This window comes from Cellulomonas sp. P4_A2, from assembly GCF_056402515.1.
Genome location: NZ_JBFUHG010000007.1, coordinates 233,734 through 259,207, shown reverse-complemented (window position 1 = coordinate 259,207; position 25,474 = coordinate 233,734). Strand labels below are relative to the sequence as shown.

At 73.5% G+C, this 25,474-nt stretch carries 21 protein-coding genes; 15 read left to right on the top strand and 6 right to left on the bottom strand.

Going from position 1 to position 25,474, the window contains the following annotated elements:
* Positions 1–14: 14 nt before the first annotated feature.
* Positions 15–356, bottom strand: coding sequence for a YciI family protein (locus AC1DUE_RS09670; RefSeq protein WP_477039189.1), 342 nt, complete (start codon positions 354–356; stop codon positions 15–17).
* Positions 357–504: 148 nt separating this feature from the next.
* On the bottom strand, positions 505–1,530 hold the full coding sequence (locus AC1DUE_RS09665; RefSeq protein WP_477039188.1) for a magnesium and cobalt transport protein CorA: 1,026 nt from the start codon (positions 1,528–1,530) through the stop codon (positions 505–507).
* A gap of 56 nt (positions 1,531–1,586) precedes the next feature.
* Here AC1DUE_RS09665 and mshC point away from each other — a divergent pair, with 56 nt between their 5' ends.
* Positions 1,587–2,834 (top strand): cysteine--1-D-myo-inosityl 2-amino-2-deoxy-alpha-D-glucopyranoside ligase, encoded by a 1,248-nt coding sequence (gene mshC / locus AC1DUE_RS09660; RefSeq protein WP_477039187.1) that lies wholly within the window; start codon positions 1,587–1,589, stop codon positions 2,832–2,834.
* A 50-nt stretch (positions 2,835–2,884) separates the two neighbouring features.
* Here the strand turns inward: mshC and AC1DUE_RS09655 are convergent, their stop codons facing one another.
* Positions 2,885–3,739, bottom strand: coding sequence for a PAC2 family protein (locus tag AC1DUE_RS09655; RefSeq protein ID WP_477039186.1), 855 nt, complete (start codon positions 3,737–3,739; stop codon positions 2,885–2,887).
* A gap of 83 nt (positions 3,740–3,822) precedes the next feature.
* Here AC1DUE_RS09655 and AC1DUE_RS09650 point away from each other — a divergent pair, with 83 nt between their 5' ends.
* Positions 3,823–4,497: an HAD family hydrolase gene (locus tag AC1DUE_RS09650; RefSeq protein ID WP_477039185.1), complete on the top strand. Its 675-nt coding sequence runs from the start codon at positions 3,823–3,825 to the stop codon at positions 4,495–4,497.
* Here AC1DUE_RS09650 and AC1DUE_RS09645 read toward each other — a convergent pair.
* A complete protein-coding gene (locus AC1DUE_RS09645) occupies positions 4,490–5,407 on the bottom strand; it encodes a RecB family exonuclease (protein ID WP_477039184.1) in 918 nt (305 codons plus the stop codon). The genes AC1DUE_RS09650 and AC1DUE_RS09645 overlap by 8 nt on opposite strands.
* Positions 5,408–5,499: 92 nt before the next feature.
* Here AC1DUE_RS09645 and AC1DUE_RS09640 point away from each other — a divergent pair, with 92 nt between their 5' ends.
* The 4 genes from AC1DUE_RS09640 to dop are packed head-to-tail and all read left to right on the top strand — an operon-like array spanning position 5,500 to position 11,072.
* The gene (locus AC1DUE_RS09640; RefSeq protein WP_477039183.1) at positions 5,500–6,636 is read left to right on the top strand and encodes a site-2 protease family protein; all 1,137 of its coding nucleotides are present in this window, start codon (positions 5,500–5,502) and stop codon (positions 6,634–6,636) included.
* 11 nt (positions 6,637–6,647) lie between these two features.
* A complete protein-coding gene (locus AC1DUE_RS09635; RefSeq protein WP_477039182.1) occupies positions 6,648–7,784 on the top strand; it encodes a tRNA (adenine-N1)-methyltransferase in 1,137 nt (378 codons plus the stop codon).
* Positions 7,781–9,415 carry a proteasome ATPase gene (arc, locus tag AC1DUE_RS09630; protein ID WP_477039181.1) on the top strand — a complete coding sequence of 545 codons (1,635 nt, stop codon included), beginning with the start codon at positions 7,781–7,783 and terminating at the stop codon, positions 9,413–9,415. Before AC1DUE_RS09635 ends, arc begins: the two co-directional genes overlap by 4 nt.
* Before the next feature lie 49 nt (positions 9,416–9,464).
* On the top strand, positions 9,465–11,072 hold the full coding sequence (gene dop, locus AC1DUE_RS09625) for a depupylase/deamidase Dop (RefSeq protein WP_477039180.1): 1,608 nt from the start codon (positions 9,465–9,467) through the stop codon (positions 11,070–11,072).
* Here dop and AC1DUE_RS09620 read toward each other — a convergent pair.
* On the bottom strand, positions 11,069–14,683 hold the full coding sequence (locus AC1DUE_RS09620; RefSeq protein WP_477039179.1) for an SCO7613 C-terminal domain-containing membrane protein: 3,615 nt from the start codon (positions 14,681–14,683) through the stop codon (positions 11,069–11,071). The genes dop and AC1DUE_RS09620 overlap by 4 nt on opposite strands.
* Before the next feature lie 167 nt (positions 14,684–14,850).
* On the opposite strand from AC1DUE_RS09620, the gene AC1DUE_RS09615 reads away from it, so the two are divergent.
* The 5 genes from AC1DUE_RS09615 to AC1DUE_RS09595 all read left to right on the top strand — a co-directional run bounded on the left by AC1DUE_RS09615 (position 14,851) and on the right by AC1DUE_RS09595 (position 19,002).
* Positions 14,851–15,048 carry a ubiquitin-like protein Pup gene (locus AC1DUE_RS09615; protein ID WP_477039178.1) on the top strand — a complete coding sequence of 66 codons (198 nt, stop codon included), beginning with the start codon at positions 14,851–14,853 and terminating at the stop codon, positions 15,046–15,048.
* Complete coding sequence (prcB, locus tag AC1DUE_RS09610; protein ID WP_477039177.1) at positions 15,045–15,881, top strand: proteasome subunit beta; 837 nt, start codon at positions 15,045–15,047, stop codon at positions 15,879–15,881. The genes AC1DUE_RS09615 and prcB overlap by 4 nt, the downstream gene beginning before the upstream one ends.
* Positions 15,878–16,573: a proteasome subunit alpha gene (gene prcA, locus AC1DUE_RS09605; protein ID WP_477039176.1), complete on the top strand. Its 696-nt coding sequence runs from the start codon at positions 15,878–15,880 to the stop codon at positions 16,571–16,573. Before prcB ends, prcA begins: the two co-directional genes overlap by 4 nt.
* Positions 16,574–16,631: 58 nt before the next feature.
* Complete coding sequence (gene pafA, locus AC1DUE_RS09600; protein ID WP_477039175.1) at positions 16,632–17,993, top strand: Pup--protein ligase; 1,362 nt, start codon at positions 16,632–16,634, stop codon at positions 17,991–17,993.
* 121 nt (positions 17,994–18,114) lie between these two features.
* Entirely contained in the window at positions 18,115–19,002 is an 888-nt protein-coding gene (locus AC1DUE_RS09595) for an FKBP-type peptidyl-prolyl cis-trans isomerase (protein ID WP_477039174.1), read from the top strand.
* Here the strand turns inward: AC1DUE_RS09595 and AC1DUE_RS09590 are convergent, their stop codons facing one another.
* Positions 19,003–19,647 carry a TIGR03085 family metal-binding protein gene (locus AC1DUE_RS09590; RefSeq protein WP_477039173.1) on the bottom strand — a complete coding sequence of 215 codons (645 nt, stop codon included), beginning with the start codon at positions 19,645–19,647 and terminating at the stop codon, positions 19,003–19,005.
* A 181-nt stretch (positions 19,648–19,828) separates the two neighbouring features.
* On the opposite strand from AC1DUE_RS09590, the gene AC1DUE_RS09585 reads away from it, so the two are divergent.
* Genes AC1DUE_RS09585 through AC1DUE_RS09570 form a run of 4 tightly spaced genes read left to right on the top strand, consistent with a single transcriptional unit; the run spans position 19,829 to position 25,442 of the window.
* Positions 19,829–21,634 (top strand): ABC transporter ATP-binding protein, encoded by a 1,806-nt coding sequence (locus AC1DUE_RS09585; RefSeq protein ID WP_477039279.1) that lies wholly within the window; start codon positions 19,829–19,831, stop codon positions 21,632–21,634.
* Complete coding sequence (locus tag AC1DUE_RS09580; protein ID WP_477039172.1) at positions 21,631–23,430, top strand: ABC transporter ATP-binding protein; 1,800 nt, start codon at positions 21,631–21,633, stop codon at positions 23,428–23,430. The genes AC1DUE_RS09585 and AC1DUE_RS09580 overlap by 4 nt, the downstream gene beginning before the upstream one ends.
* Positions 23,431–23,478: 48 nt before the next feature.
* The gene (gene hisI, locus AC1DUE_RS09575) at positions 23,479–23,877 is read left to right on the top strand and encodes a phosphoribosyl-AMP cyclohydrolase (protein ID WP_477039171.1); all 399 of its coding nucleotides are present in this window, start codon (positions 23,479–23,481) and stop codon (positions 23,875–23,877) included.
* Positions 23,874–25,442: an anthranilate synthase component I gene (locus tag AC1DUE_RS09570; RefSeq protein ID WP_477039170.1), complete on the top strand. Its 1,569-nt coding sequence runs from the start codon at positions 23,874–23,876 to the stop codon at positions 25,440–25,442. Before hisI ends, AC1DUE_RS09570 begins: the two co-directional genes overlap by 4 nt.
* The last annotated feature ends 32 nt before the right edge of the window (positions 25,443–25,474 follow it).

Here is a 25,474-nt window from a genome sequence, read left to right as displayed (position 1 = left end):
CACCGCCGTGGGGACTACATGACGACGCGGACCTCCTGCGGCCAGCCGCATCCCTCGGCGACCCTGCCCGCCCACATCTTGGCCGTCTCCAGGTCGGGCACGTCGATGACGGTGATCCCGCCCAGGTACTCGGTGGTCTCGGTGTAGGGACCGTCGGTGATCGACACGGTCCCGCTCGTCGCGTCGGCGCTGAACGCGTCGGCCATGTTCTCCTCGAGACCGCCGGCGAAGACCAGGACCCCGGCCGCCTCCATGTCACGGACGACCGCCGTGCTGGGCTCGACGCGGGTCTGGAACCACTCGGCCGGGTGGTCTCCGACCCACTGCTGGTTGAAGTAGATGGCGTACTGCGTCATGTCGCTCCTCCTGTTCGGCGGCCCCTGTGGCCTGTCCCCACTGTGACGGACGAGCCTCGCCGGAATCGACAGGCCGGTCGTGCGAGCGCGCAGCGCTGCCTGCCGCAGCACCAGAGCGACGCAGGTCTGGGAGACACGTCCTGGGCGGCTACAGCCAGCCCGACCGTCGGAACAGCGCGTACAGCGAGCCGCAGATGAGGGCCATCGCGCCGAGCGCCAGCGGGTAGCCGTACGTCCAGTCGAGCTCGGGCATGTGCTCGAAGTTCATGCCGTAGATGCTGGCCACCAGCGTCGGGGCCGCCGCGATGGCCGCCCACGACGAGATCTTGCGGACGTCCTCGTTCTGCCGGACCGAGACCTGCGACAGGTGTGCCGAGAGCATGTCGGTCAGCAGGTCGTCGTACCCGTCCAGGTGCTTGTCGAGCCGCTCGACCCATGCCGTCAGCCGTTGCAGCCACGGCTGCGAGTGCCTGCGGTGGTCGGCCTCCTCGGCCTCGGCGACGAGCTCGGGGAGGACCGTGGTGACCGGACTCAGCGCGCGCCGGGCCTCCGCGATCTCGCGCTTGAGGTCGTAGATCTCCTCGACGGGGCTCCGTCGGCTGCTCGAGAACACCGCGCGCTCGACCTCGGCGACCGCGTCCCCGAGCCCGACCTCGACGTCCGAGGCCTCCGCGACGAGCGACATCAGGACCGCCGCCAGGACCTGGTGGACGCCCTCGTCGGGGACCGGGAAGCCTCCGGTGAGCTTCTCCAGCGCACGGCCGACCACGTCCGCGTCGCCCAGCTCGCACATGAGCACGACGCCGTTGCCCACGACGCTGACCAGCGCGCCCGTGTGCACGTCCCTCGTCCGCTCGACGTAGGACAGCGTCGGCACGGTCAGCACGATCTCGCCGTCGGGGGAGCGGTCCAGGCGCGCGCGCAGCGGGTGGTCCGCCGACGACGGGTGCGAGCCCGGCCCGCGGTGCTCGAGCATGTTCAGCGCGGTCTCGCCGATGCCGTGCCGGCGACACGCCTCGGCCAGGTCCCGGCGTTCCGCGACGATCACCCAGAGCGTGCCGCCTCGCTTGAGCCCGAGCGTCGGCTCGCCCCACCCGGTGGCGGTCCGGGCCACGACGCGTTCGCCGTCGTCGTTCGGTTCGAGGTCCTGCAGGCGGATCGGTTCATCGGTCACGTGGGCATTGTGGACCTCGGACCCGTGTGCCGCCGGGACGCGGTTAGGCTTCCGCCGTGCTCACCTGGCCGCCGCCGCATGTCCCTGCGCTCCCCGGGCACGGTGACCCGGTCCGGGTCCTCGACTCGTCGACCGGGCAGGTCGTGCTGGCCGCCTCGCGGGGAGACGCCACGCTCTACGTGTGCGGCATCACGCCGTACGACGCCACCCACATGGGCCACGCTGCCACCTACGTCGCCTTCGACGTGCTGGGCCGCGCCTGGCGCGACGCCGGGCACACCGTGCGGTACGCCTCCAACGTCACCGACGTCGACGACCCGTTGCTGGAGCGCGCCACCGCGACGGGCGTCGACTGGCGCGACCTCGCCCAGTCGCAGACCGCCCTGTACGCCGAGGACATGGCCGCGCTGGCCGTCATCCCGCCGGACGTCTACTCCGGGGTGGTCGAGGCCATCCCCGCCGTCGTCGAGGCCGTCGAGAAGCTGCTCGCCGCCGGCGCCGCCTACCGGGTGCCCACCGAGGGCCACGAGCGCGGCGACATCTACGCGGACCTGTCGGCGGACGTCTCGTTCGGGTCCGTCGCCGGTCTCGAGGACGACCTCATGCGGACGCTGGCCGCCGAGCGCGGCGGTGACCCCGACCGTCCCGGCAAGCGTGACCCGCTCGACCCCCTGCTCTGGCGGCGCTCGCGCGACGGCGAACCCGCGTGGGACGGCGGCAGCCTCGGCGACGGCCGCCCCGGGTGGCACATCGAGTGCGCGGTCATCGCGCGCGACGCCCTGGGCCTGCCGTTCGACGTCGAGGGCGGCGGCTCCGACCTGTTGTTCCCGCACCACGAGATGAGCACCTCGCACGCGCGCCTGCTCGACGCCGGCCACGGTGCCCGGGTGCACGTGCACACAGGCATGGTCGGTCTCGACGGGCACAAGATGAGCAAGTCGCTCGGCAACCTCGTGCTCGTCTCACGGCTGCGCGAACAGGGGGTCGACCCGATGGCGATCCGGCTCGCGATCCTGGCGCACCGCTACCGCGACGACTGGGACTGGACCGACGCGGGCCTGGTCGAGGCGCAGGCCCGGGTGGAGCACTGGCGTGCGGCCGTCTCGGGCAACGGAGGCCCTGACCCTGACGCGACCCTCGCCGCCGTGCGCGCGGCCGTCGCCGACGACCTCGACACCCCCACCGCGCTGGCCGTCGTCGACGCCTGGGCGGACCTCTCGCTCGCCGGCACCGCCGACCCGGTCGAGGGCGCGCCGGGCGTCATCGCCCGCATGGTCGACGCCCTGCTGGGCATCCGACTCTGACCTCTGCGCATCGTCCGCGCGGGTGGGCCGACGCCCACCGCGGGTGAGCGTCAGCCGCCGGTGCCCTTGTCGCGGCGACGCAGGTAGCGCTCGAACTCCTGCGCGATCGCCTCGCCGCTGGCCTCCGGGAGGTCGGCGGTGTCCTTGGCCTCCTCGAGCTGCTGCACGTACTCGCCGATCTCCGAGTCCTCGGCGGCGAGCTCGTCGACGCCGTGCTGCCACGCCGCGGCGTCGTCGGGCAGCTCGCCCAGCGGGACGGGCTCGCCCAGCAGCTGCTCGATCCGGTGCAGCAGCGCGAGCGTGGCCTTGGGCGACGGCGGGTGCGCGACGTAGTGCGGCACCGCGGCCCACAGCGACAGCGACCGCATCCCGCGCGCCGCGGCCTCGTGCTGCAGGACGCCGACGATGCCCGTCGGGCCCTCGTAGGTGTTGGGCTCGAGCCCGAAGATGTCGCGGACCTCGGCGTCCTCGCTCGTGGCGTTCACCGGGATCGGCCGGGTGTGCGGGACGTCCGCGAGCAGCGCGCCGAGGGTCACCACGGTGTTCACCCCGAGGCCGGCGGCGATGTCCAGCAGCTCGGTGCAGTACCGGCGCCAGCGCATCGACGGCTCGATGCCGTGCACGAGCACGACCCGGCGACCGCTGACCGGCGCGTTCGTGACGGCCACCGCCGTCGTCGGCCAGGTGATCTCGCGACGACCGTCGGGACCGTGCCCCACGATCGGCCGGTTCACCTGGAAGTCGTGGTACTCCTCGGGGTCGAGCTCGTCGACGTGCTCGGCGTCCCAGACCTCGTGCAGGTGCTCCAGGGCCTGCGTGGCCGCCGACCCCGCGTCGTTCCACCCCTCGAACGCCGCGAGCAGGACCGTCTCGTTGGCGGGCAGGTCCGCGGCTGGCGTGCTCATCGGTCCAGCCTAGGGCGCGTGGCTGCGGTGACGCCGGACGGGACGTGCCTGAGCGCGTCGGCAGCCCCTCGTAGGATGGCTCGGTGAACCCCCACCTCGCTGCAGTCCTCTGGGACATGGACGGCACCCTCATCGACACCGAGCCGTTCTGGATCGCGGCCGAGACCGAGCTGGTCGAGGCGCACGGCGGTGTCTGGACGCACGAGGACGGCCTCGCCATGGTCGGCAACCCGATGATGGTGAGCGCGAAGGCCCTCGCCGAGCGCGGCGTCGACCTCCCGTACGACGAGATCGTCGACTTCCTGAACCAGCGCGTCGCGTCCGGCGTCGCGGCCGGGATCCCGTGGCAGCCGGGCGCCCAGGAGCTGCTCCGCGCCGTGCACGCGGCCGGGGTCCCGATGGCGCTGGTGACCTCGTCGTTCGCGGTGCTGGCCGACCCGTTCGCCGCGGCCGTGGGCCTGTTCGACGTCGTCGTCAGCGGCGACGAGGTCAGCCGCGCGAAGCCCGACCCGGAGCCCTACCTCCTGGCCGCCGAGCGCCTCGGGGTCGACGTCGCGTCGTGCATCGCGGTCGAGGACTCGCGGTCGGGCATCGCCTCGGCGGTCGCGTCGGGTGCCCGCACGATCGCGGTCGAGGTGCACCACGCGGTCGCGTCCCGACCGGGCCTCAGCCGGGTCGGCTCCCTCGAGGACGTGTCGGTGGCGGACCTGCTGCGGGTGGCCGAGGGCGACGTGCTGGACCTGCGCGCCGCTAGCTGAGCGCCGTCGGCTGCACGCCGATCGACCGCTCGACCGCTCCCTCGGGCACCTCGGGCGGCGTCCCCCCGAACGCGGGGCACAGTGCCTTGAACGAGCACCAGTCGCACAGCCTGGACGGCCGCGGCCGCCAGTCGCCCGATCGTGCGGCGTCCTCGATGCCGCCCCAGATCGACCGCACGCGCGCCTCGATGGTCGCCATCTCCGACTCGGACGGCTCGTGCGTGAGCACGACCCCGTCGCCGAGGTACTCGAGCTGCAGCCGCTTGGGCAGGATCCCGCGCGTGCGCCAGATGACGTAGGCGTAGAACCGCATCTGGAAGAGGGCCGAGCTCTCGAACCCCGGACGCGGCGACTTGCCGGTCTTGTAGTCCACGACGCGCACCCACCCGTTCGGTGCGACGTCGACCCGGTCGATGATCCCGCGCAGCTGGGGACCGCCCTCGGACAGCTCGGTGGACACCATGAGCTCGCGCTCGCGCGGCTCGAGGCGGGTGGGGTCCTCCAGCGTGAAGTACGTCGCCAGCAGCGCCTCGGCGCTCGTCAGCCACTCGGCGAGGTCCGTCGGCTCCGCGAACAGCTCACCGATCGACGGGTCGCGCTCCAGCAGCATCTCCCACTGCACCGGCAGCAGCGCCTGCGCGGCCTCGACCGTGCGCTCGGGGGCGGGCAGGTCGAACAGGTGCTCCAGCACGGCGTGCACCAGGGTGCCGCGTGCCGCGGCCGGGCTGGGCGGCTCGGGGAGCCGGTCGATCACCCGGAACCGGAACAGCTGAGGGCACTGCAGGAAGTCGTTGGCCCGCGACGGGGACAGACCGGGCCGCGACGGCGGCCGGTCGCCCGTGACGAGCTGCTCGACGGCGTCCTCGACGGCCTCGTCGACCACCTCGAGCTCGAGCGCGTCGCTGGTCATGCGGCGGGTCTTCCGTCGGAGCTGTGCACGCCTCCGACCCTAGGCGCCACCACCGACACCGGGGCGGATCGACGCACACCTACTCTGGGGACGTGAGCAGCAACAGACCCACCGAACGCCGGACGTCGGGCTGGGTGATCGGCCGCGTCGTCGGCGCCCCGATCATCCTGGCCCCCAGCTGGCTGCTCGCCGCCGTCGTGCTGACGCTGTTCATCGCGCCCAGCGTGCGCCGCTGGCTCGGCGGGGACGTCGGCGTGAAGATCTACGTCGTCGCGCTCGGGTTCGTCGTCCTGCTGTTCGCCTCGGTGCTCGTCCACGAGCTCGCCCACGGCCTCATGGCGCGGGCACGCGGTCAGCAGCCACGCGAGTTCGTGCTCACCCTCTGGGGCGGCCACACGAGCTTCGGCGGGGTGTCCCCGACGCCTCTGACGAGCATCCTCGTCGCGATCGTCGGGCCGATCTCGAACCTCGTGTGTGCCGGCATCTTCGCCTTCCTGGCCGCGCGCGTCGGCACCGACAGCATCGGGGGGCTCCTGCTCTGGTCCGGCGCCGTCTCCAACGGGTTCCTCGGGGTGTTCAACCTCATCCCGGGCCTCCCGCTCGACGGCGGCTGGGTGCTCGAGGCCGCGGTCTGGGGCATCACCAAGAACCGGCACACCGGCACGGTCGTCGCCGGCTGGGCGGGTCGCGTCGTCGCCGTGGGCGTGCTCGCCTGGGCCCTCGTCGTGCCGCTCCTGAGCGGTCGGCAGCCGGAGATCAGCAGCGTGGTGTGGTCCGCCCTGATCGGGGCGTTCCTGTGGTCCGGGGCCTCGTCCGCGGTCCGCGGGGGCCGGACGCAGAAGGCCGTCCAGCAGATCACCCTGGCGAGCGTCGGGCGCCGCGCGGTCGGGGTCGGCCACACCGACTCCCTCGCGCACGCCGGGGCCGTCGCCGCCGCGGCCGGCGCCGAGGAGGTCGTCATCCTGTCCCCGGACGGCCGGCCCGCCGCCTACGTCGACCGCGCCGCTGCCGCCTCGGTCCCGGCCGAGGCAGCGGGCACGACGCCGGTGACCGCCGTCTCCATCCCACTGCCCGTCGGGGCCACCGTCGACGGCCTGCTCAGCGGCCCGGCGCTCGTGGGCGCGATCGGGGAGGCCACCCGGAACTCGCCCGTCGTCGCTGCGCTCGTCGACGGCAAGGTGGTCGGCCTGATCCGCGCGATGGACGTCGTGGCGGCCATCCGCTCCTAGACTCGGGGACCGTGAACCCCGACCAGACGTCCACCGGTGCCGCGCAACGCCGCGGTCCCTTCCGAGCGGGCGACCGCGTGCAGCTGACCGACCCGCGCGGCCGGCTGCACACGATCACGCTCGCCGAGGGCGGGTCGTTCCACACGCATCGCGGCTACCTGACGCACGACGCGCTGCTCGGGGCGCCCGAGGGCACGGTCGTGCGGAATACGTCGGGGATCGAGTACCTCGCGGTGCGGCCGCTGCTGGCCGACTACGTGCTGTCCATGCCGCGCGGCGCCGCGGTGGTCTACCCGAAGGACTCGGGGCAGATCGTCGCGATGGCCGACATCTACCCGGGCGCGCGCGTGATCGAGGCCGGCGTCGGGTCCGGGGCGCTGACGATGTCGCTCCTGCGTGCCGTCGGCGACGGCGGGTCGCTGCACTCCATCGAGCGCCGAGAGGACTTCGCGGCCATCGCCCGCGGGAACGTCGAGGGCTTCTTCGGCGGCCCGCACCCCGCGTGGGAGCTGTCGGTCGGCGACCTGTCCGACGTGCTGCCGACCGTCGCCGAGCCCGGCAGCGTCGACCGCGTCGTGCTCGACATGCTCGCGCCGTGGGAGAACCTCGACGCCGTCGCGGAGGCGCTCGCGCCCGGTGGGGTGTTCATCTCCTACGTCGCGACGACGACCCAGCTGTCGCGGCTCGCCGAGGACATCCGCAGCGACGGCCGCTACACCGAGCCCGAGGCCTGGGAGTCCATGGTGCGCGGCTGGCACCTCGAGGGCCTGGCCGTCCGGCCGCAGCACCGGATGATCGGCCACACGGGCTTCCTGCTCACCACGCGACGGCTCGCCGACGGGGTGGACGCGCCGCAGCGTCGTCGGCGTCCCGCCAAGGGGGCGTACCCCGTGGCCGCCGACGGAGCACCGGCCGTCGACGACGCCGAGCTCTGGTCGCCGGAGGCCATGGGGGAGCGCGCGGTATCCGACAAGAAACCACCGCGCGACCCGCCGTCCACAGATCGGGATGAACCGGTCGAGTCGGGTGCGTCGGGCCCCCGACTGTTGACATCTGTGGTTAGGGTCGTCGGACCAGCAGGCACAACGCGGTGCACGATGGAGACGGAGACACACTTCGCGCAAGCGGGACGGAGGCCGACGACATGACTGATCCGGGCGCCCCTGGACGGGACATCCACCGAGAGCTCAGTGTGCTGGCGGCCAAGAACGAGCGTCTCAGCGACGCGCTCGTCGCCGCTCGCGAGCAGATCATCGACCTCAAGCGGCAGGTGGACGACCTGGCCAAGCCGCCGGGCACGTACGCCACCTACCTCGGCTCCCGCGACGACGGCAGCGTCGACATCATCTCCGCCGGCCGCAAGATGCACGTGGGCGCCAGCCCGTCGCTCGACGTCTCCACGCTGCGCCCCGGCCAGGAGGTCATGCTCAACGAGGCCCTCACGGTCGTCGAGGCCGGCGGGTACGAGGAGGTCGGCGAGCTCGTCACCGTCAAGGAGCTGCTGGGCACCGACCGTGCGCTCGTGGTCGGGCGTGGCGACGAGGAGCGCGTCGTGCGCTTCGCCGGGCAGGTCCGTGACGCGCACGTGCGGATCGGCGACGCCCTGACGATCGACTCGCGCAGCGGGTTCGTGTTCGAGGTCATCCCGCGCGCCGAGGTCGAGGACCTGGTCCTCGAAGAGGTGCCGGACATCGACTACAAGGACATCGGCGGCCTGGGCCCGCAGATCGAGGCGATCCGCGACGCGGTCGAGCTGCCGTTCCTGCACCCGGAGCTGTTCCGCGAGCACGGCCTGAAGCCGCCGAAGGGTGTGCTGCTGTACGGCCCGCCCGGATGCGGCAAGACGCTCATCGCCAAGGCCGTCGCGCACTCGCTCGCGGCCACCGCGGCCGCCGCGCGGGGCGAGGACACCGCCGACACCAAGAGCTTCTTCCTGAACGTCAAAGGCCCCGAGCTGCTGAACAAGTACGTCGGCGAGACCGAGCGGCACATCCGCCTGATCTTCGCCCGTGCCCGCGAGAAGGCGTCGCAGGGGCACCCGGTCGTCGTGTTCTTCGACGAGATGGAGTCGCTCTTCCGTACCCGCGGCACCGGCGTCTCGAGCGACGTCGAGACGACGATCGTGCCGCAGCTGCTCAGCGAGATCGACGGCGTGGAGCGGCTGGAGAACGTCATCGTCATCGGCGCCTCGAACCGTGAGGACATGATCGACCCGGCGATCCTGCGGCCCGGCCGCCTGGACGTGAAGATCAAGATCGAGCGCCCGGACGCCGAGGGCGCGCGCGAGATCTTCGCCAAGTACCTGGTGCCCAGCCTGCCGATCCACCCGGACGACCTGTCCGAGCACGGCGGGTCCGCGACGGAGGCCGTCGAGGCGATGATCAGCCGCGTCGTCGAGCGGATGTACACCGAGAGCGACGAGAACCGTTTCCTCGAGGTCACCTACGCGAGCGGCGACAAGGAGGTCCTGTACTTCAAGGACTTCAACTCGGGCGCCATGATCCAGAACGTCGTCGACCGCGCCAAGAAGTCGGCCATCAAGGACTTCCTGGCCAGCGGGCAGCGGGGCATCCGGGTGGACCACCTGCTCACGGCCTGCGTCGACGAGTTCCGCGAGAACGAGGACCTGCCCAACACGACCAACCCCGACGACTGGGCGCGCATCTCCGGGAAGAAGGGCGAGCGCATCGTCTTCATCCGGACGATCGTGCAGGGCAAGAAGGGTGCGGAGGGCTCGCGCACCATCGAGACCGTCACGAGCACCGGGCAGTACCTGTAGCGGCGGACAGTCGGCGCGCCCGGTTGCGGGACGACCCTAGGGTGGTCCCGTGACCGTGCGCCGAGTGATGGGGATCGAGACCGAGTACGGGATCCTCCAGCCCGGACGCCCGCTGGCCAACCCGATGCTGCTCTCCTCGCACGTGGTCGCCGTGCACGCCGCCGCGCGCGAGGGGGCACGGACCCGTGCGCGCTGGGACTACGACGACGAGGACCCGCTGCACGACGCCCGCGGGTTCCACCTGCAGCGCGCGTCGGCCCATCCGTCGCTGCTCACCGACGACCCGGACGTGCCGGCACCGTCGGGTGACGGCCCGCAGGCCCTCCCGCGCGCGTCCAGCGACGAGTACGAGGACCCGGGTGCCGCGAACGTCATCCTCACCAACGGCGCCCGGCTGTACGTCGACCACGCCCACCCGGAGTACTCGTCGCCGGAGGTGACCAACCCCCTCGACGCGGTGCGCTGGGACCGCGCGGGCGAGCGGGTGATGCTCGCGTCGGTGCGCGCCCTGGCCTCGACGCAGGCCCTGCCGGACGTCGCCCTCTACAAGAACAACGTGGACGGCAAGGGCGCCACCTACGGCATGCACGAGAACTACCTCGTCGACCGGGCCGTGCCGTTCAACGACCTCGCGGCCCGCCTGATCCCGTTCTTCGCGACCCGCCAGGTGTTCACCGGCGCCGGCCGCGTGGGCATCGGCCAGCGCGGCGAGACGCCCGGCTTCCAGCTGTCCCAGCGCGCGGACTACATGGAGGCCGAGATCGGCCTCGAGACGACCCTGCGCCGCCCGATCATCAACACCCGCGACGAGCCCCACGCCGACCCGGACCGGTGGCGCCGCCTGCACGTCATCATCGGCGACGCGACGATGCTCGAGGTCTCCACGTACCTGCGCCTGGGCACGACGTCGCTGGTCCTGTGGCTCATCGAGCGCGCCGTCGCCGAGGGCGGCGCCGGGGGAGCGCTCGCGATCGTCGACCGGCTGACGCTGCGCGACCCGGTGCAGGCTGTCCACCTGATCAGCCACGACCTGACCCTGACCACCCGCGTCGAGCTGGCCGACGGTCGGCACCTGACCGCCCTGGAGATCCAGCGCGAGTACCTGACGGCCGTGCGGACCGCGCTCGCCCACACCGGCGGCGACCTCGACGCGCAGAGCGAAGACGTGCTGGACCGATGGGCGTCCGTGCTCGACCGCCTGGCGACCGACCCGGCGAGCTGTGCCCGCGAGGTGGAGTGGCTGGCCAAGCTGCGGCTCCTCGAGGGCATGCGCCGGCGCGACCACCTCGCGTGGGACCACCCCCGCCTGGCCGCGATGGACCTGCAGTGGTCCGACGTGCGGCCGGAGCGCGGCCTGTACCACCGCCTGGTGAGCGCGGGAGCCGTCGAGCTCCTCGTCACGGCCGAGCAGGTGGCCGAGGCCGTCCTGCACCCGCCGAGGGACACGCGCGCGTACTTCCGGGGCGAGGCGGTGGCTCGGTACGGGACCGAGATCTCCGCCGCGAGCTGGGACTCGGTCGTGTTCGACGTCCCCGGTGCCGCGACGCTGCAGCGGGTGCCGATGCGCGACCCGCTGCGCGGGACCGCGGCGCACGTCGGCGAGCTGCTCGACCGGAGCCCCGACGCGGCGTCGCTGCTCGAGGCGCTCGGCGCCTAGCTCATCTGCGCGACGTATCGGGCGGCCTCCCGGGCGTCCCGCAGCCGTCGCTCGTAGGTCAGGCCGAGGCCCAGCAGGGCGGCGCCGCCGAGCGCGAGGACAGGCCACCAGCCGAGCCCGCCGACGGCCTGACGGGCGACGGGTGCCAGCTGGACGACCAGCTCCAGCAGGAGCGCCAGCGCCCCGACGACGAACGGCGCCTGCCACCGCCGCACCGCGCCCACGACCACGGCGAGCAGCCCGCCCGCGATCGCCACGCCGATGCGCCAGCCGGTGCCGGTGGCCAGCGCGGTGAGCGTGGGGACACCGAGCGCCAGGGCCAGTCCCGGTCCCAGCGCGCTCCACGTCGGCGTCGTGGGCTCCGTCCGCATCCGCACCGCACCCACGAGCAGGACGAGCACGCCGAGGGCGACGAGGACCGCGTCCTGCGGCACCGCCCAGGTCCGGGCCAGGGCGGCGACCGTGCTGGCGACGAGGAGCGACGCGCCCATCCCGACCAGGTCCGGCGCCGGCGGCGACCAGCGGGCACCGGGGAGCGCGCCGAGGCCCGCGGCTCCCCGGGCGGCGAGGTAGCTGCCGAGCGCGGCACCCACGCCGATCCGGGCGAGCCCGGCGGGCCCGTCGTCGTGCGTGAGCAGGGCCGGGACCGTGGCGACGAGCAGCACGCCCCACGGGACCACCCGGCGAAGCCCCGCGTCCTGACCCGGCCGGGCGAGCAGCCAGGCCGCGCCCGCGCCGGCGAGCAGGGCGGCTGCGGGCAGGGCCCACAGCTCCGTCGGCGGCTGGGGCTCGGTCCAGCTCAGGCCCGCCAGGACGACGGCGCGACGTGCCGGACCGAGCACGGCGAGCAGGGCGCCGACCGCGGCCACGCAGAGCACGGGGTCGTTGCCCGCCGTGTACGGCGCCGAGCGCCGCCGGACGAGGAGGAGCGCGGCGAGGACGAGGACGGCGGACGCGACGGTCGCGAGCATCGTCCGGTCCAGCGTCGCGCGCCCGATCGTGATCGGGTCCACGATCACTGCGGTGGGGACCGTCGCGAGGGCGAGCCCGCAACCGAGGAGCTCGGCGGCGGATCGTCCGCCGGACCGCCACCGCACGACGCCGACGGCCGTGAGCACGGCCCCGAGCGGGGCCAGGTACGCCTCCGGGACACCGACGTCCCGGATCGCGAGCGCGCACCAGGACGCTGCGACGAGCAGGCCGAGCGCCGCCCACAGCTCGGCGCGACGGTCGCGTCGGCTCGCGCACGCGGCGGCGACCAGCGACGCGAGGACGAGGCTCAGCGCGGCCGCGGAGACGCTCTGGCCGAACGACGCCGCGATGCCGGCGCCGACCACGACCCAGCCCACGCCCTCGAGCGGGAGCCGCCGGTCGGCGAGCGACGCCGGCAGCGTCCCCGCGACCACGGCCGCGGCGCCCCCGAGGACGACGGCCGCGAAGCAGACGGCCACGGCGTCCGGCCAGCCGGTGAGCGCCTGGGCCGTGACGAGCTCGAGCATCGCCACGGGGGCGACGGCAGCCGTCGCCCAGACGACCAGCGGCGCGACGAGGCGGGACCCGCCGAAGAGCGCCACGGCGAGGACCGAGACCGCGACGACGGCGCCGAGCACGATGCTCGGCGCGACGACGGCCGGTACGGGGGAGACGCCCGTCATCCAGCACCCGAGACCGACGAGCGCGGCTACGCCGAGGGAGACGTGGCGCTCCGCAGTGCTCCTGGCGACCCACAGAGTGACCACGGTCAGGACCGCGACGGTGACCGAGGCGGCGACCGTCACGGGTGCGGCGACGTCCCCGGCGGCAAGGAGCTGCGCGAGCGCCGCGAAGCCGACCAGGGCGGTCGTGCCGGTCGAGACGGCCCGGGCGACCGGGGCGCCGCCCCACCAGCGTGCCGTGTACGCGACCGCGGCGCCGGCGGCCAGGACGCTGCCGGACCACCATGCCCCACCGCCGGTGGTGAGCTGCGCGGCCACGAACGCCGCGCCCAGCGACAGGAGCGTGCCGACCCGCAGGTACCAGCGCAGCCAGCCCGTGCGCAGCAGCCCGACGACCGCGCCCACGACGCCGACGGCGAGCAGCGCGGCGGTCACCTGGTCGCCGCCGGCGACGGCGGCTCCCACGAGCACGATCTCGGCCGTCACCGCGGCGGCGGCGKGCCGGGCGGCACGGGCCGCCCGACCGGCACCCCGCCACACCGCGATCGCGACGAGCAGGAGGGCGACGGCCACGACGCCGGAGAGCCGGCGGAGCACCTCGGACGTGGGCGCACCGTCGACACCGGTGATCGCGTCGATCCCGTCGCCGTACAGCAGCACCGCCGCGGGGACACCGACGGCGAGGGCCGCCAGGCCGGCGCTGTCCGCGCACGCGCGCACGAGTCCGCGTCCGGGCCGGGTCGCCGGCCAGCGGGACGTCGTCGCGACGAGGGCGACGGCGACAGCCGCCGGGAGCACGGCAGCCGCGAGCCCGAGGACGACGGAGACGGCGGTCGCGGTGGTGATGGCGAGGACCCCCGCGCCGTAGGCCCAGACGCGTCCGGCGCCCGCCCGGCGGCCGGCGGCGCGAGCCTCTCGCGCGGCGAGCGCACCCTGCGCCAGGGCGACGACGGTCGCGGCGGCCAGGACGGTGACCGGCGGCCAGACCTCACCGTCGTCCCACTCGACCGCGACCCCGACCAGGGCCGTCGCCCAGGCCGCGACCAGCCCGACGGCCGCGGCGCCCGCCAGGACGGCCCGCTCGCCGCGCATGCCCCACGGCAGCAGGAAGCGGAGGGTCCCGACGACCGAGACGCCGAGCAGCAGCGCCGCGACCCCGGCCGCGCTCCCGCCGTGCCCGAGCAGCATGAGCGGGGCGGCAGGCAGGAGCAGGCTCGCGGTCACGGTGCCGGCGCGCACGCCCGTCTGCCGGCCGTACGCACCGAGGGCGGCTGCGCAGACGACGCAGGCCACCGCCGCGTAGGCGGCGGGGTCGGCCTTCGGGAAGATGCCGATCGCGTGCACGGCCCAGGCGTCGAGGACGACCAGGACCGAGCCGAGCACGCCGACCGCCTGGGCCGAGCCCTCGAGGTCCCGGCGCTTGAGCCAGGCGGCCAGGACGAGCACGACGACCGTGCCCAGCGCGATGACGCCGCCACGTTGGGCGACCGTCAGGACGTCCCAGCTGAAGACGAGGAACACGAGGCTGGCCATCGCGAGCAGCGCGACGCCGAGGATCTGGAGCACCGTCTGCACACGCCACGGCGCACGCGGCTCGGCGACGGGTCGCGGTGCAGGCGCAGGCCGCGGCACCGGTACCGGCATCGCGCGCGGGGCCGGGGCGACGGGAGGAGGCACGGCCGGCGAGCCCGCGGTGGGGGAGGAGTACCGCGGCCAGGCGGCCAGCTGCTCACCGCGCACCTCGGCGGCCAGCACGGCGCGCGCCTCGATCGCGGCGACGGCCTCGAGCGACGAGCGCCAGATCCGCAGCCCCGCGTCGCCCGACAGGTCGATCCCGCACGTACCGCACGTGGTCGTCCCGATCGGTCCCGCGCAGACGGGGCACGCCCGGGTGTCCAGGAGGATCGCCCGGGCGCGGGCCATCTCGGACGTGAGGTGGATCGCGGGGTCCGTCATCGGGTGATGATGGCAGCGCGCGCTTCCCGGTGACGGGACATCCGTCGATCTGTGGACGAGGTTCGCCCGTCGGTTCGTCCGAACGGCGGGCGCCTGAGCCGGGCACGTCCGAGGATGGGCCTAGGGTGGAGCTGAGCACGTCAGCTGGCACACCGGGAGGGTTCACGATGGCTGGTCAGGAACACGTACGCCCACGTCGCGAGGACGAGGAGCCGGAAGGCGGTCCGGACACCCCCACGCCGGCGACGCCCAGCGCGCAGTCCCGGGACGCGGACGTCGACGCCCTGCTCGACGAGATCGACGACGTCCTGGAGTCCAACGCGGAGCAGTTCGTGCGCGGGTTCGTCCAGAAGGGCGGCCAGTGAACCAGTACGACACGTCGTCCTCCGGGCGGCTGCCGCACGCGTTCACGACGCCCGGCTCGTCGTCGTTCGTCGAGTTCCTCTCCAGCCATGCACCGCACCTCCTGCCGGGCAGCCGCCCGGCCGGTGAGCTGCAGGCGCCCCACGGCACCACGATCGTCGCGCTCGCGTTCGACGGCGGCATCGTCATGGCCGGCGACCGCCGCGCCACGATGGGGTCGATGATCGCGAGCCGGGACATCGAGAAGGTGTTCCCGGCCGACGAGTACTCCGCCGTCGGCATCGCGGGCACCGCCGGGCTGGCGATCGAGCTGGTCCGCCTGTTCCAGCTCGAGCTCGAGCACTACGAGAAGATCGAGGGCTCGCTGCTCTCGCTCGACGGCAAGGCCAACCGCCTCGCGACGATGATCCGGGGCAACCTCGGCCTCGCCATGCAGGGCCTGGCCGTGGTGCCGCTGTTCGGCGGCTACGACCTGGACAGGCGGACGGGGCGCATCTTCTCCTACGACGTCACGGGCGGTCAGTACGAGGAGCACGACCACCACGCGGTCGGGTCGGGGTCGGTGTTCGCGCGCGGCTCGCTCAAGAAGCTGTGGAAGCACGGGCTCGACGCCGAGGGCGCCGTCCGCGTCGCCGTCGAGGCGCTGTGGGACGCGGCCGACGACGACTCCGCCACGGGCGGGCCGGACCGGACGCGGGGGATCTGGCCCGTCGTCGCGACGGTGACCGAGGCCGGCTACCTGCGCGCTCCCGACGAGCAGCTCTCGGCGATCGTCGAGCAGGTCGAGGAGCAACGACGAGGGGCCCACCGGGCGCGGGGAGGTGGCCAGCGATGAGCATGCCGTTCTACGTGTCGCCCGAGCAGCTCATGAAGGACCGGGCCGACTACGCGCGCAAGGGCATCGCCCGCGGCCGGTCGGTCGTCGTCCTGCAGTACGACGACGGGATCGCGTTCGCCACGGAGAACGCGTCGCGGGCGCTGCACAAGATCTCGGAGATCTACGACCGCATCGGCTTCGCGGCCGTCGGCAAGTACAACGAGTTCGAGAACCTCCGGGTCGCCGGCGTGCGCTACGCCGACCTGCGGGGCTACTCCTACGACCGGGTCGACGTGACGGCCCGCGGCCTCGCGAACGCCTACGCCCAGACGCTCGGCACCGTGTTCACCACGGAGTCCAAGCCCCTCGAGGTGGAGATCGTCGTCGCCGAGGTCGGCCACGAGGTGTCCGGCGACCAGATCTACCGGCTCGCGTACGACGGCTCGGTCACCGACGAGCACGGCTACGTCGTCATGGGTGGCCAGGCGGAACGGCTCGGCACGATCGTCGCCGAGGGCTGGCACGCCGGGATGACGCTGCCCGAGGTGCTGGCGCTCGCGGTCAAGGCGCTCGGTGCACCCGCGGAGGAGAGCGGCGAGCAGCGGGTGATCCCGGCCGCGCAGCTGGAGGTCGCGGTGCTGGACCGCACGCGTCCGCGTCGGACGTTCCGTCGCCTGGCGGGCGCACTGCTCGAGGACCTGCTCGACTGAGAGCACGCGCCCTCCGCAGCGAGGGCCGAGGCAAGGCACGACCGAGGGAGGTACGGCGATGGACAGGCGGATCTTCGGCCTGGAGACCGAGTACGGCGTGACGTGCGCCGCCCAGGACGGGCGTGGGCTGTCGGCCGACGAGGTCGCGCGGTACCTGTTCCGCAAGGTCGTCGCGTGGGGGCGCTCGTCCAACGTGTTCCTGCGCAACGGCTCGCGGCTCTACCTGGACGTCGGGTCGCACCCCGAGTACGCCACGGCGGAGTGCGACGACGTCCGCCAGCTGGTCACGCACGACCGGGCCGGCGAGCGCATCCTCGAGGGGCTCGTGGCGGACGCCCAGCAGCGGCTCGAGCACGAGGGCCTGCCGGGCACGATCCACCTGTTCAAGAACAACACCGACTCGGCGGGCAACTCCTACGGCTGCCACGAGAACTACCTGGTGCGTCGGCAGGGCGACTTCTCGCGGCTGTCCGACGTCCTGGTGCCGTTCCTCATCACGCGCCAGATCCTCACGGGCGCCGGCAAGGTGCTGGCGACGCCCCGCGGTGCCGTCTACTGCCTCTCGCAGCGCGCCGACCACATCTGGGAGGCCGTCAGCAGCGCGACCACCCGCAGCCGGCCGATCATCAACACGCGCGACGAACCGCACGCGGACGCGGAGCACTACCGGCGCCTGCACGTGATCGTCGGGGACTCGTCGATGTCCGAGACGACGACGATGCTCAAGGTCGGCACGACCGACCTGCTGCTGCGCATGATCGAGGCGGGCGTCCCCATGCGGGAGATGGCCCTGGAGAACCCGATCCGGGCGATCCGCGAGATCAGCCACGACATGACGGGCATGCACCCGATCACGATGGCGAACGGGCGGACCGTCACGGCGGTCGACCTCCAGGAGGAGTACCTGACCCGCGTCACCGACTTCCTCGCGTCCGAGGGCGGGCCGACGCCGGAGAACAAGCAGGTGCTGGACCTGTGGGAGCGCGGGCTGCGCGCCCTGCGCACCGGCGACCTGTCGCTCGTGGAGCGCGAGCTCGACTGGGTGATCAAGTACAAGCTCATCGAGCGCTACCAGGCCAAGCACAACCTCGAGCTGTCGGACGTGCGCGTGCAGCGCCTCGACCTGGCGTACCACGACATCTCGCGCACCGAGGGTCTGTACAACCTGCTCGCGGCGCGCGGCATGGTCGAGCGCGTCACCACGGACCTCGAGATCTTCGAGGCGACCGCGGTGCCGCCGCAGACGACGCGGGCGAAGCTGCGCGGTGACTTCGTGCGGGCCGCCCAGGACGCCCGACGCGACTACACGGTCGACTGGGTGCACCTCAAGCTGAACGACCAGGCCCAGCGCACGGTGCTGTGCAAGGACCCGTTCCGCAGCGTCGACGAGCGGGTGGACCGGCTGATCGAGTCGATGTGAGGACCTGGTGAGAGGCTCGCCCGCGAGTCCCTGAGCACCAGGTCGGGACCGTACAGTGTCCCGGTGCGTCGGCCGGTCGTCCGGGCGGCGTCCCATCTGCCCGTGACGAGGAGGACCGACCGTGCGACGACTGCGCGCCCTGGCGGCTGCGGCCGCGCTCGCGCTCACCTTCGTCGGCCTCGCCGGGTGCAGCACGCCCGAGACGTCGGTCCCGGACGTGACGGTCACCGGTGAGCCGGGTGAGGCGCCGACGATCACGTACCTGACGCCCCTCGACGTCACGACGACGCACACCGAGCAGATCTGGCCGGGCACGGGTCCGGACCTGGTCAACGGCTCCGCGGTCCTCATCGACTTCTGGCTCGAGGACGCCGCCGACGCGTCCCTGATCAAGGAGAGCTACTCCACCAAGCCGACGGCGCTGCTGCTCACCGAGGTGGACCTGGGCAAGGACCTGTTCGACACGTTGCAGGGCCAGAAGGTCGGGGCGCGTCTGCTCCAGATCAGCCCGGGCACCGGCAACGGCGCCTCGGACTACCCCACGGTGACCGTCATCGACGTCCTCCCGACGCGGGCGTCGGGCGAGGCCGTCCCCCCGCGTGCCGACCTGCCCGCCGTCACGCTCGACCCGTCGGGGGCGCCGTCGCTGACGCCCACCGGGACCGAACCGCCGGCCGGGCTCGTCGCGCAGCCGCTGGTCCGAGGTTCCGGCGAGCAGGTCCAGGCCGACGACGTCGTGACGGTGCAGTACACGGGGTTCGCGTGGACGTCCGGCGAGTCGTTCGACTCGACGTGGTCGCACGACGGGCTGCCGGTCTCGTTCTCGTTGCAGGACGTGCAGGCCTGGGCGGAGGGTCTCATCGACCAACCGGTCGGCAGCCAGGTGATGCTCGTCGTCCCGCCGACGTACGCGCTCGGCGTCACGGAGAGCGAGGAGCTTGCCGGCCAGACGGTCGTCTTCGTCGTGGACATCCTCGACACCGGGCACCCGACCGCGGCCGCGGGCTGATCAGGCGGGCAGGACGCGCTCCAGCTCGCTGAGGTCGTCCGCGGCACCCTGCAGGTCGACGTGCGCCGCGGCGCCGCGTCCGAACAGGTACAGGGCCAGCTCGCTCACCGCGCCGCGGACCACGACCGAGCCGCACCCGTCGCGGGCCCGGTGCTGGACGTGGCGGACGCCGTCGGGGCGGACCAGGACCACCCCCACGGGCACGTGGCGCAGGCGTCCGCCGCCCTGTCGGACCAGGGCCACCCACAGCGCCTCCGTCTGCTCGGGGTCGAGCGTCCGCGGACCGACGGGTCCGGCGCCGCGTCGCACGTCCTCGGTGTGCACGAAGAGCTCGAGCAGGTTCATGAGCTCCGGGGCCCAGGCGATCGGGTGCAGCCGGGACGGGCCGGCGGCGACCCGGTCGACGAGCTGCGCGTAGTCGCCGGGCGCGCGGGACTCGTCGGCGAGCCGGTCGATGGCCGACTCGGCCTGCCCGGACAGCGGTGGGACGGCGAGCGCGAGGCCGACGACGGGCGAGTGCTCGCGCAGCACGACGTGCGCGGCGAGGTGACGTGCCTGCCAGCCCTCGCACAGGGTGGGGGCGTCGGGCGCGACGGCGCTGAGGGCTTCGGCCAGCTGCTCGCGCTCGATCGTGTGCCAGGGCATGCCGCATGCTCGCACGGTGCCCCGGGTGCGGTCCCGCCGAGGAGACCTGCTGTCCGACCCGTGAGAAACTTGCTGGCAACCCCCATCGGCTCCCTGGAAGGTCCTTGTCGTGCCCCCACTGCGATCGACGGCGCTCACCGGTTCGGTGCCGAGCCGCGCGACGCAGCTGATCTGGCGGGGCATGCGGGCACACCCGGGCACCTACGTCGTCGCGGTCGGCACGTCGGCCGTCTTCGGCGTGCTGACGGTCGGCGTCAGCCGGGTGCTCGGCACGATCACGGACGAGGTCGTCGTGCCGGCGATCTCGGGCTCGCAGGAGGCGCAGGACCGGATCTGGCTGGCGGGCGCGGCGATCGCGCTCGTGGCGGTCTCGCTCGCGGTGACGGTCGCGCTGCGCCGGATCTTCGCCGGTCGCGGGTTCGCCCTGATCCAGGAGGACCACCGCACGAGCGTCACGCGCCAGTACCTGCACCTGCCGATGAGCTGGCACCGCAGGCACCCGACCGGCCAGCTGCTGTCCAACGCGAGCGCGGACGTCGAGGCGGCCACCAACATCTTCAACCCGCTGCCGTTCGCGCTGGGCGTGGCGGTCATGCTGGTCGTGGCCACGGTCGCGCTGTTCCGGACCGACGTCTGGCTGGCGCTGGCGGCGCTCGTCGTGCTGCCGCTGGCCGTCGTCGCGAACCTGGTGTTCCAGCGCCGGATGTCCCCGGCGGCGATCCGCGCCCAGCAGCTGCGCGCCGACGTCGCCGACATCGCGCACGAGAGCTTCGAGGCAGCGGTGCTGGTGACGTCGCTGGGCACGGCGGCGCGCGAGGAGGCCCGGTTCGCCCGGCGGGCGCAGGAGCTGCGCGACGCCAACGTCCGCGTCGGCATCGTGCGTGCGCTGTTCGACCCCGTGATCGACGTCCTGCCCGGCCTGGGCACGCTCCTGGTCCTCGTCGTCGGCACCGTGCAGGTCAGCGCCGGGCACATCGAGACCGGCGACGTCGTCGCCGCTGCCTACCTGCTGACCCTGCTCGCGATCCCCGTGCGGGCGTTCGGCTGGGTGCTCGGCGAGGTCCCGAGGGCGCTGGTCGGGTACGACCGGATCTCCCGGGTGCTCGACGCGCGCAGCTCCCTGCCGGCGGGCGACCGGTCGTGGGTGCCCACCGGGGGCGGCGCCCGGGTCGAGCTGCGCGACGTCGGACTCTCTGTCGACCTGCCGGGCGGCGGGGACCTGGCGCTGCTGCGCGAGGTGTCGGTGGACGTCGCACCGGGCCGGACCGTGGCCGTCGTCGGGCCGACCGGGGCCGGCAAGACCACGCTTGTCTCGCTCGTCAGCCGCCTGAGTGACCCGACGACCGGCACGGTCCTGCTCGACGGCGTCGACCTGCGGGACCTCGACCCGGCCGACCTCGCCCGGCACGTCGCGCTGGTGTCGCAGTCGACGTTCGTGTTCGAGGACACCGTGCGCGGCAACGTGACGCTGGCCGACGAGGGCGAGCCCGGGGCGCCCGACGACGACGCCGTCTGGGACGCGCTGCACGTCGCGCGCGTCGACGACGTGGTCCGCGCGCTGCCCGGCGGCCTGGACTCCAAGCTGGGGGAGCGCGGCGCGAACCTGTCCGGCGGGCAGCGGCAGCGGCTCGCGCTCGCCCGCGCGCTGGTCCGGCGGCCGGCCGTCCTGATCCTCGACGACGCGACCTCCGCGGTCGATCCGCGCATCGAGCAGGCGATCCTGCGGGGTCTGCGCGGGACCGGCGGTCCGACGGTGCTGCTCGTCGCCTACCGGATGTCGTCCGTGCTCCTCGCCGACGAGGTGGTGCACGTCGAAGGTGGTCGCGTGGTGGACCGCGGGACGCACGACGAGCTGCTGGCCCGCGACACCGGGTACCGGGAGCTCGCCACCGCCTACGAGCAGGAGACCGCCCGTCGCGCCGCCGAGGCGGACGACGAGCTGGCGCTCGACGAGGTCATCGAGTCGTTCGCGCAGGACCCGGCATGAGCGCCATGGCACCCGCGAGCTCGCTCGGCGTCGTCGCGACGCTCCGGCGCGGTCTGGCGGTGTCCCCGCAGCTCGTGGTCGGCTGGAAGCTCACGCTCGTGCTGGCCGTCGTCGCGTCGCTCGGGCGGATCCTCGTGCCGATCGCCGTCCAGCAGACCGTGGACACCGGGATCCTCGCGCCCGGCGGTCCGGACGTGCACCGCGTGGTGGTCCTGACGAGTATCGCGGCGGTCGGCCTGCTGATCGGGGCGGTGTGCTCGGGGTACGTGAACGTCCGCCTCTTCCGGTCGAGCGAGAGCGGCCTGCTGTCGCTGCGGACGAAGGCGTTCCGGCACGTGCACGACCTGTCGGTGCTCACGCAGAACACCGAGCGCCGCGGGTCGCTGGTCTCCCGCGTGACGTCCGACGTCGACACGATCTCCCTGTTCGTGCAGTGGGGCGGGATCATGCTCCTCGTCTCGGTGCTGCAGATCGGCGTCGCGACGATCCTCATGGCGGTCTACTCCTGGCAGCTGACCCTGATCGTCTGGGCGGGCTTCGTGCCGCTCTTCCTCGCGCTGCGACCGCTGCAGAAGCGGGTCAACGGGCGCTACACGGTGGTGCGCGAACGCGTCGGCGCCATGCTCGGTGCCATCTCCGAGGCCGTCGTCGGTGCCGAGACCATCCGGGCGTACGGCGTCGGCGAGCGCACGCAGCGCCGGATCGACGCCGCGGTGGGTGCCACGCGTTCGGCCATGGTCCGGGCGCAGAACCTCGTCGGCGTCGTGTTCTCCAGCGGCGTCCTGGTGGCGAACCTCGTCCTCGCCGTCGTGGTGGTCGCGGGCACCTACCTCGGGATCGCGGGGCAGATGTCGGTCGGCAAGCTGCTCGCTTTCCTGTTCCTCGTCCAGCTGTTCACCGGTCCGGTCCAGATGGCCACCGAGGTGCTCAACGAGCTGCAGAACGCCGTCGCGGGCTGGCGCCGGGTCCTCGGCGTGCTCGAGACCCCCGTCGAGGTGGTCGACGCAGGCTCCGACGGCGTCCCGAGCCCTCGCGGCCCGGCGACGCTCGAGCTGCGCGACGTGGCCTACCACTACCCGGACGGCCCCGCCGTGCTCCTCGACATCGACCTCGCGGTCCCGGCCGGGACCTCGGTGGCGGTCGTCGGCGCGACGGGCTCGGGCAAGACGACGATCGCCAAGCTCGTCGCCCGGTTCATGGACCCGACCGCGGGCGCGGTGCTGCTCGACGGCGTGGACCTGCGCGACATCCCAGTGGACGACCTGCGTCGCCGGATCGTGCTCGTGCCGCAGGAGGGGTTCCTGTTCGACGGCACGCTCGCGGAGAACATCGCGTACGGCCTGCGTTCGGACGACGACGCGAGCACGGCCTCGGCCGACGACGAGCGCGTCCGCGCGGCCGTCGACGCGCTCGGGCTGGCGGACTGGGTCGACGACCTCGCCGCCGGGCTCGGCACGCCGGTCGGCCAGCGCGGCGAGTCCCTGTCGGCGGGGGAGCGCCAGCTCGTCGCCCTCACCCGTGCGTACCTGGCCGACGCCGACCTGCTGCTCCTCGACGAGGCGACGTCCGCGGTCGACCCCGCGACCGAGGTGCGCATCGCGCGCGCCCTCGAGTCGCTCACGCGTGGCCGGAGCACCGTCACGATCGCGCACCGGCTGTCCACCGCCGAGGCCGCCGACGCCGTCGTCGTCGTCGACGCCGGGCGCGTGGTGGAGGTCGGGCACCACGACGACCTCGTCGCGCGTGAGGGGCACTACGCCGCGCTGCACGCCGCCTGGGTGTCGCAGACGCGGTAGGCCGGACGCCCGCCGACGCCCGTCGTCATACGTGGCAGGATTCGGGGCGTGTCGTCCGCACCCGTCCCCACGCTCGATCCCGCCGTCGCCGAACGCCTCCGCCACGACCCGCAGGGGCTCGTGGCCGCGATCGTGCAGCAGCACGACACCCGCGAGGTGCTGATGCTCGGCTGGATGGACGACGAGGCGCTGCACCGCACGCTGACCACGGGTCGCGTCGTGTTCTGGAGCCGGTCGCGCCAGGAGTACTGGCGCAAGGGCGACACGTCGGGGAACGCCCAGTACGTCAAGGCGGTGAGCCTCGACTGCGACGGCGACGCGCTCCTCGTCGAGGTCGACCAGGTCGGCGCCGCCTGCCACACCGGCGCCCGCACGTGCTTCGACGCGGGCGGCCCGCTGCCCGCCGTCGTCGGCGACCGCCCCACCGAGACCGGAGGCCGTGCATGAGCGCGCCGACGCTCCCGACCCACGTCGCCGCCGCCGAGGTCCCCTGGGGTGGCACGTGGCCGTCGCTGGAGACCTTCCGGGTGCTCGCCACCGAGCGGCGCGTGATCCCGGTGGTCCGCCGCCTGCTGGCCGACGACGTGACGCCTGTCGGCCTGTACCGCACCCTCGCCGCCGGCCGGCCGGGGACGTTCATCCTCGAGTCCGCCGAGGCCGACGGGACGTGGGACCGCTACTCGTTCGTCGGCGTGCACTCGCGCGCGACGCTCACCGTGCGCGACGGGGCTCCCGTCTGGGTCGGGGACGTGCCCGTGGGGGTGCCCACCGAGGGTGACGCCCTCGACGTCCTGGCCGGGACGCTCGACGCTCTGCGCACGCCCGCGATCGGCGGCCTCCCGCCGTTGACCAGCGGCCTGGTCGGCGCGCTCGGCTGGGACATCGTGCGGCACTGGGAGCCGACGCTGCCCGCCAACGCGCCCGACGAGCTCGGCGTCCCCGAGCTGACCCTGCTGCTGGCCACCGACCTCGCGGTCGTCGACCACCACGACGGCTCGGTCTGGCTGGTGGCCAACGCGATCAACTTCGACGACACCGACGAGCGCGTCGACGACGCGCACGCGGACGCGGTGGCCCGCCTCGACGCGATGCAGGCCGCCCTGCTGCACCCGGTGGAGCCTGGTCTCGCCGTACTCACCGACGTCGAGGAGCCCGAGCTGACCTTCCGGTCGACCCGCGAGGAGTTCGAGAGCTCCGTGCGCACGGGTCAGGAGGCCATCCGCGACGGCGAGGTGTTCCAGGTCGTCCTGTCGCAGCGGCTCGACCTCGACTGCCCGGCCGACCCGCTGGACGTCTACCGCGTGCTGCGCACCATCAACCCGAGCCCGTACATGTACTACCTGCAGCTGCAGGACGCGGACGGCCGGGACTTCGCGGTCGTCGGCTCGAGCCCGGAGACGCTGGTCAAGGTGACGTCCGGCCGCGTCGTGACGTTCCCGATCGCCGGGTCGCGTCCGCGCGGTGCGACGCCCGAGGAGGACCTGCGCCTGCAGGACGAGGTGCTCGCCGACCCCAAGGAGCGCGCCGAGCACATCATGCTCGTCGACCTCTCCCGCAACGACCTCGTCAAGGTCTGCGAGCCGACGAGCGTCGAGGTCGTCGAGTTCATGGCGGTGAAGCGCTACTCCCACATCATGCACATCTGCTCGACCGTGGTGGGCCGCCTGCGCGAGGGCGCCACCGCGCTGCAGACCCTGGTCGCGACGTTCCCGGCGGGCACGCTCTCGGGTGCGCCCAAGCCGCGGGCGATCGCGCTGATCGACCAGATCGAGCCGGCTCGCCGCGGCATCTACGGGGGCACGGTCGGCTACTTCGACTTCGCGGGCGACATGGACATGGCCATCGCCATCCGCACGGCCCTCATCCGCGAGGGGCGCGCGAGCGTGCAGGCCGGCGGCGGGATCGTGGCCGACTCGGTCCCGGCGCTGGAGTACGAGGAGTCCCGGAACAAGGCCGCCGCCGCGGTGCGCGCCGTCCAGGTGGCCTCGCGGCTGCGGCGCGCGGGCGCGTGAGCGGTCCCGCACGCCGGAGGGCCGGACGCGGC

Coding starts and splice junctions, on each gene's coding strand:
- AC1DUE_RS09670 (WP_477039189.1), bottom strand. CDS start 356: ATGACGCAGTACGCCATCTACTTCAACCAGCAGTGGGTCGGAGACCAC.
- AC1DUE_RS09655 (WP_477039186.1), bottom strand. CDS start 3,739: ATGAGCACGCCAGCCGCGGACCTGCCCGCCAACGAGACGGTCCTGCTC.
- AC1DUE_RS09645 (WP_477039184.1), bottom strand. CDS start 5,407: ATGACCAGCGACGCGCTCGAGCTCGAGGTGGTCGACGAGGCCGTCGAG.
- arc (WP_477039181.1), top strand. CDS start 7,781: ATGACTGATCCGGGCGCCCCTGGACGGGACATCCACCGAGAGCTCAGT.
- AC1DUE_RS09615 (WP_477039178.1), top strand. CDS start 14,851: ATGGCTGGTCAGGAACACGTACGCCCACGTCGCGAGGACGAGGAGCCG.
- prcA (WP_477039176.1), top strand. CDS start 15,878: ATGAGCATGCCGTTCTACGTGTCGCCCGAGCAGCTCATGAAGGACCGG.
- pafA (WP_477039175.1), top strand. CDS start 16,632: ATGGACAGGCGGATCTTCGGCCTGGAGACCGAGTACGGCGTGACGTGC.
- AC1DUE_RS09590 (WP_477039173.1), bottom strand. CDS start 19,647: ATGCCCTGGCACACGATCGAGCGCGAGCAGCTGGCCGAAGCCCTCAGC.
- AC1DUE_RS09585 (WP_477039279.1), top strand. CDS start 19,829: ATGCGGGCACACCCGGGCACCTACGTCGTCGCGGTCGGCACGTCGGCC.
- AC1DUE_RS09580 (WP_477039172.1), top strand. CDS start 21,631: ATGAGCGCCATGGCACCCGCGAGCTCGCTCGGCGTCGTCGCGACGCTC.
- AC1DUE_RS09570 (WP_477039170.1), top strand. CDS start 23,874: ATGAGCGCGCCGACGCTCCCGACCCACGTCGCCGCCGCCGAGGTCCCC.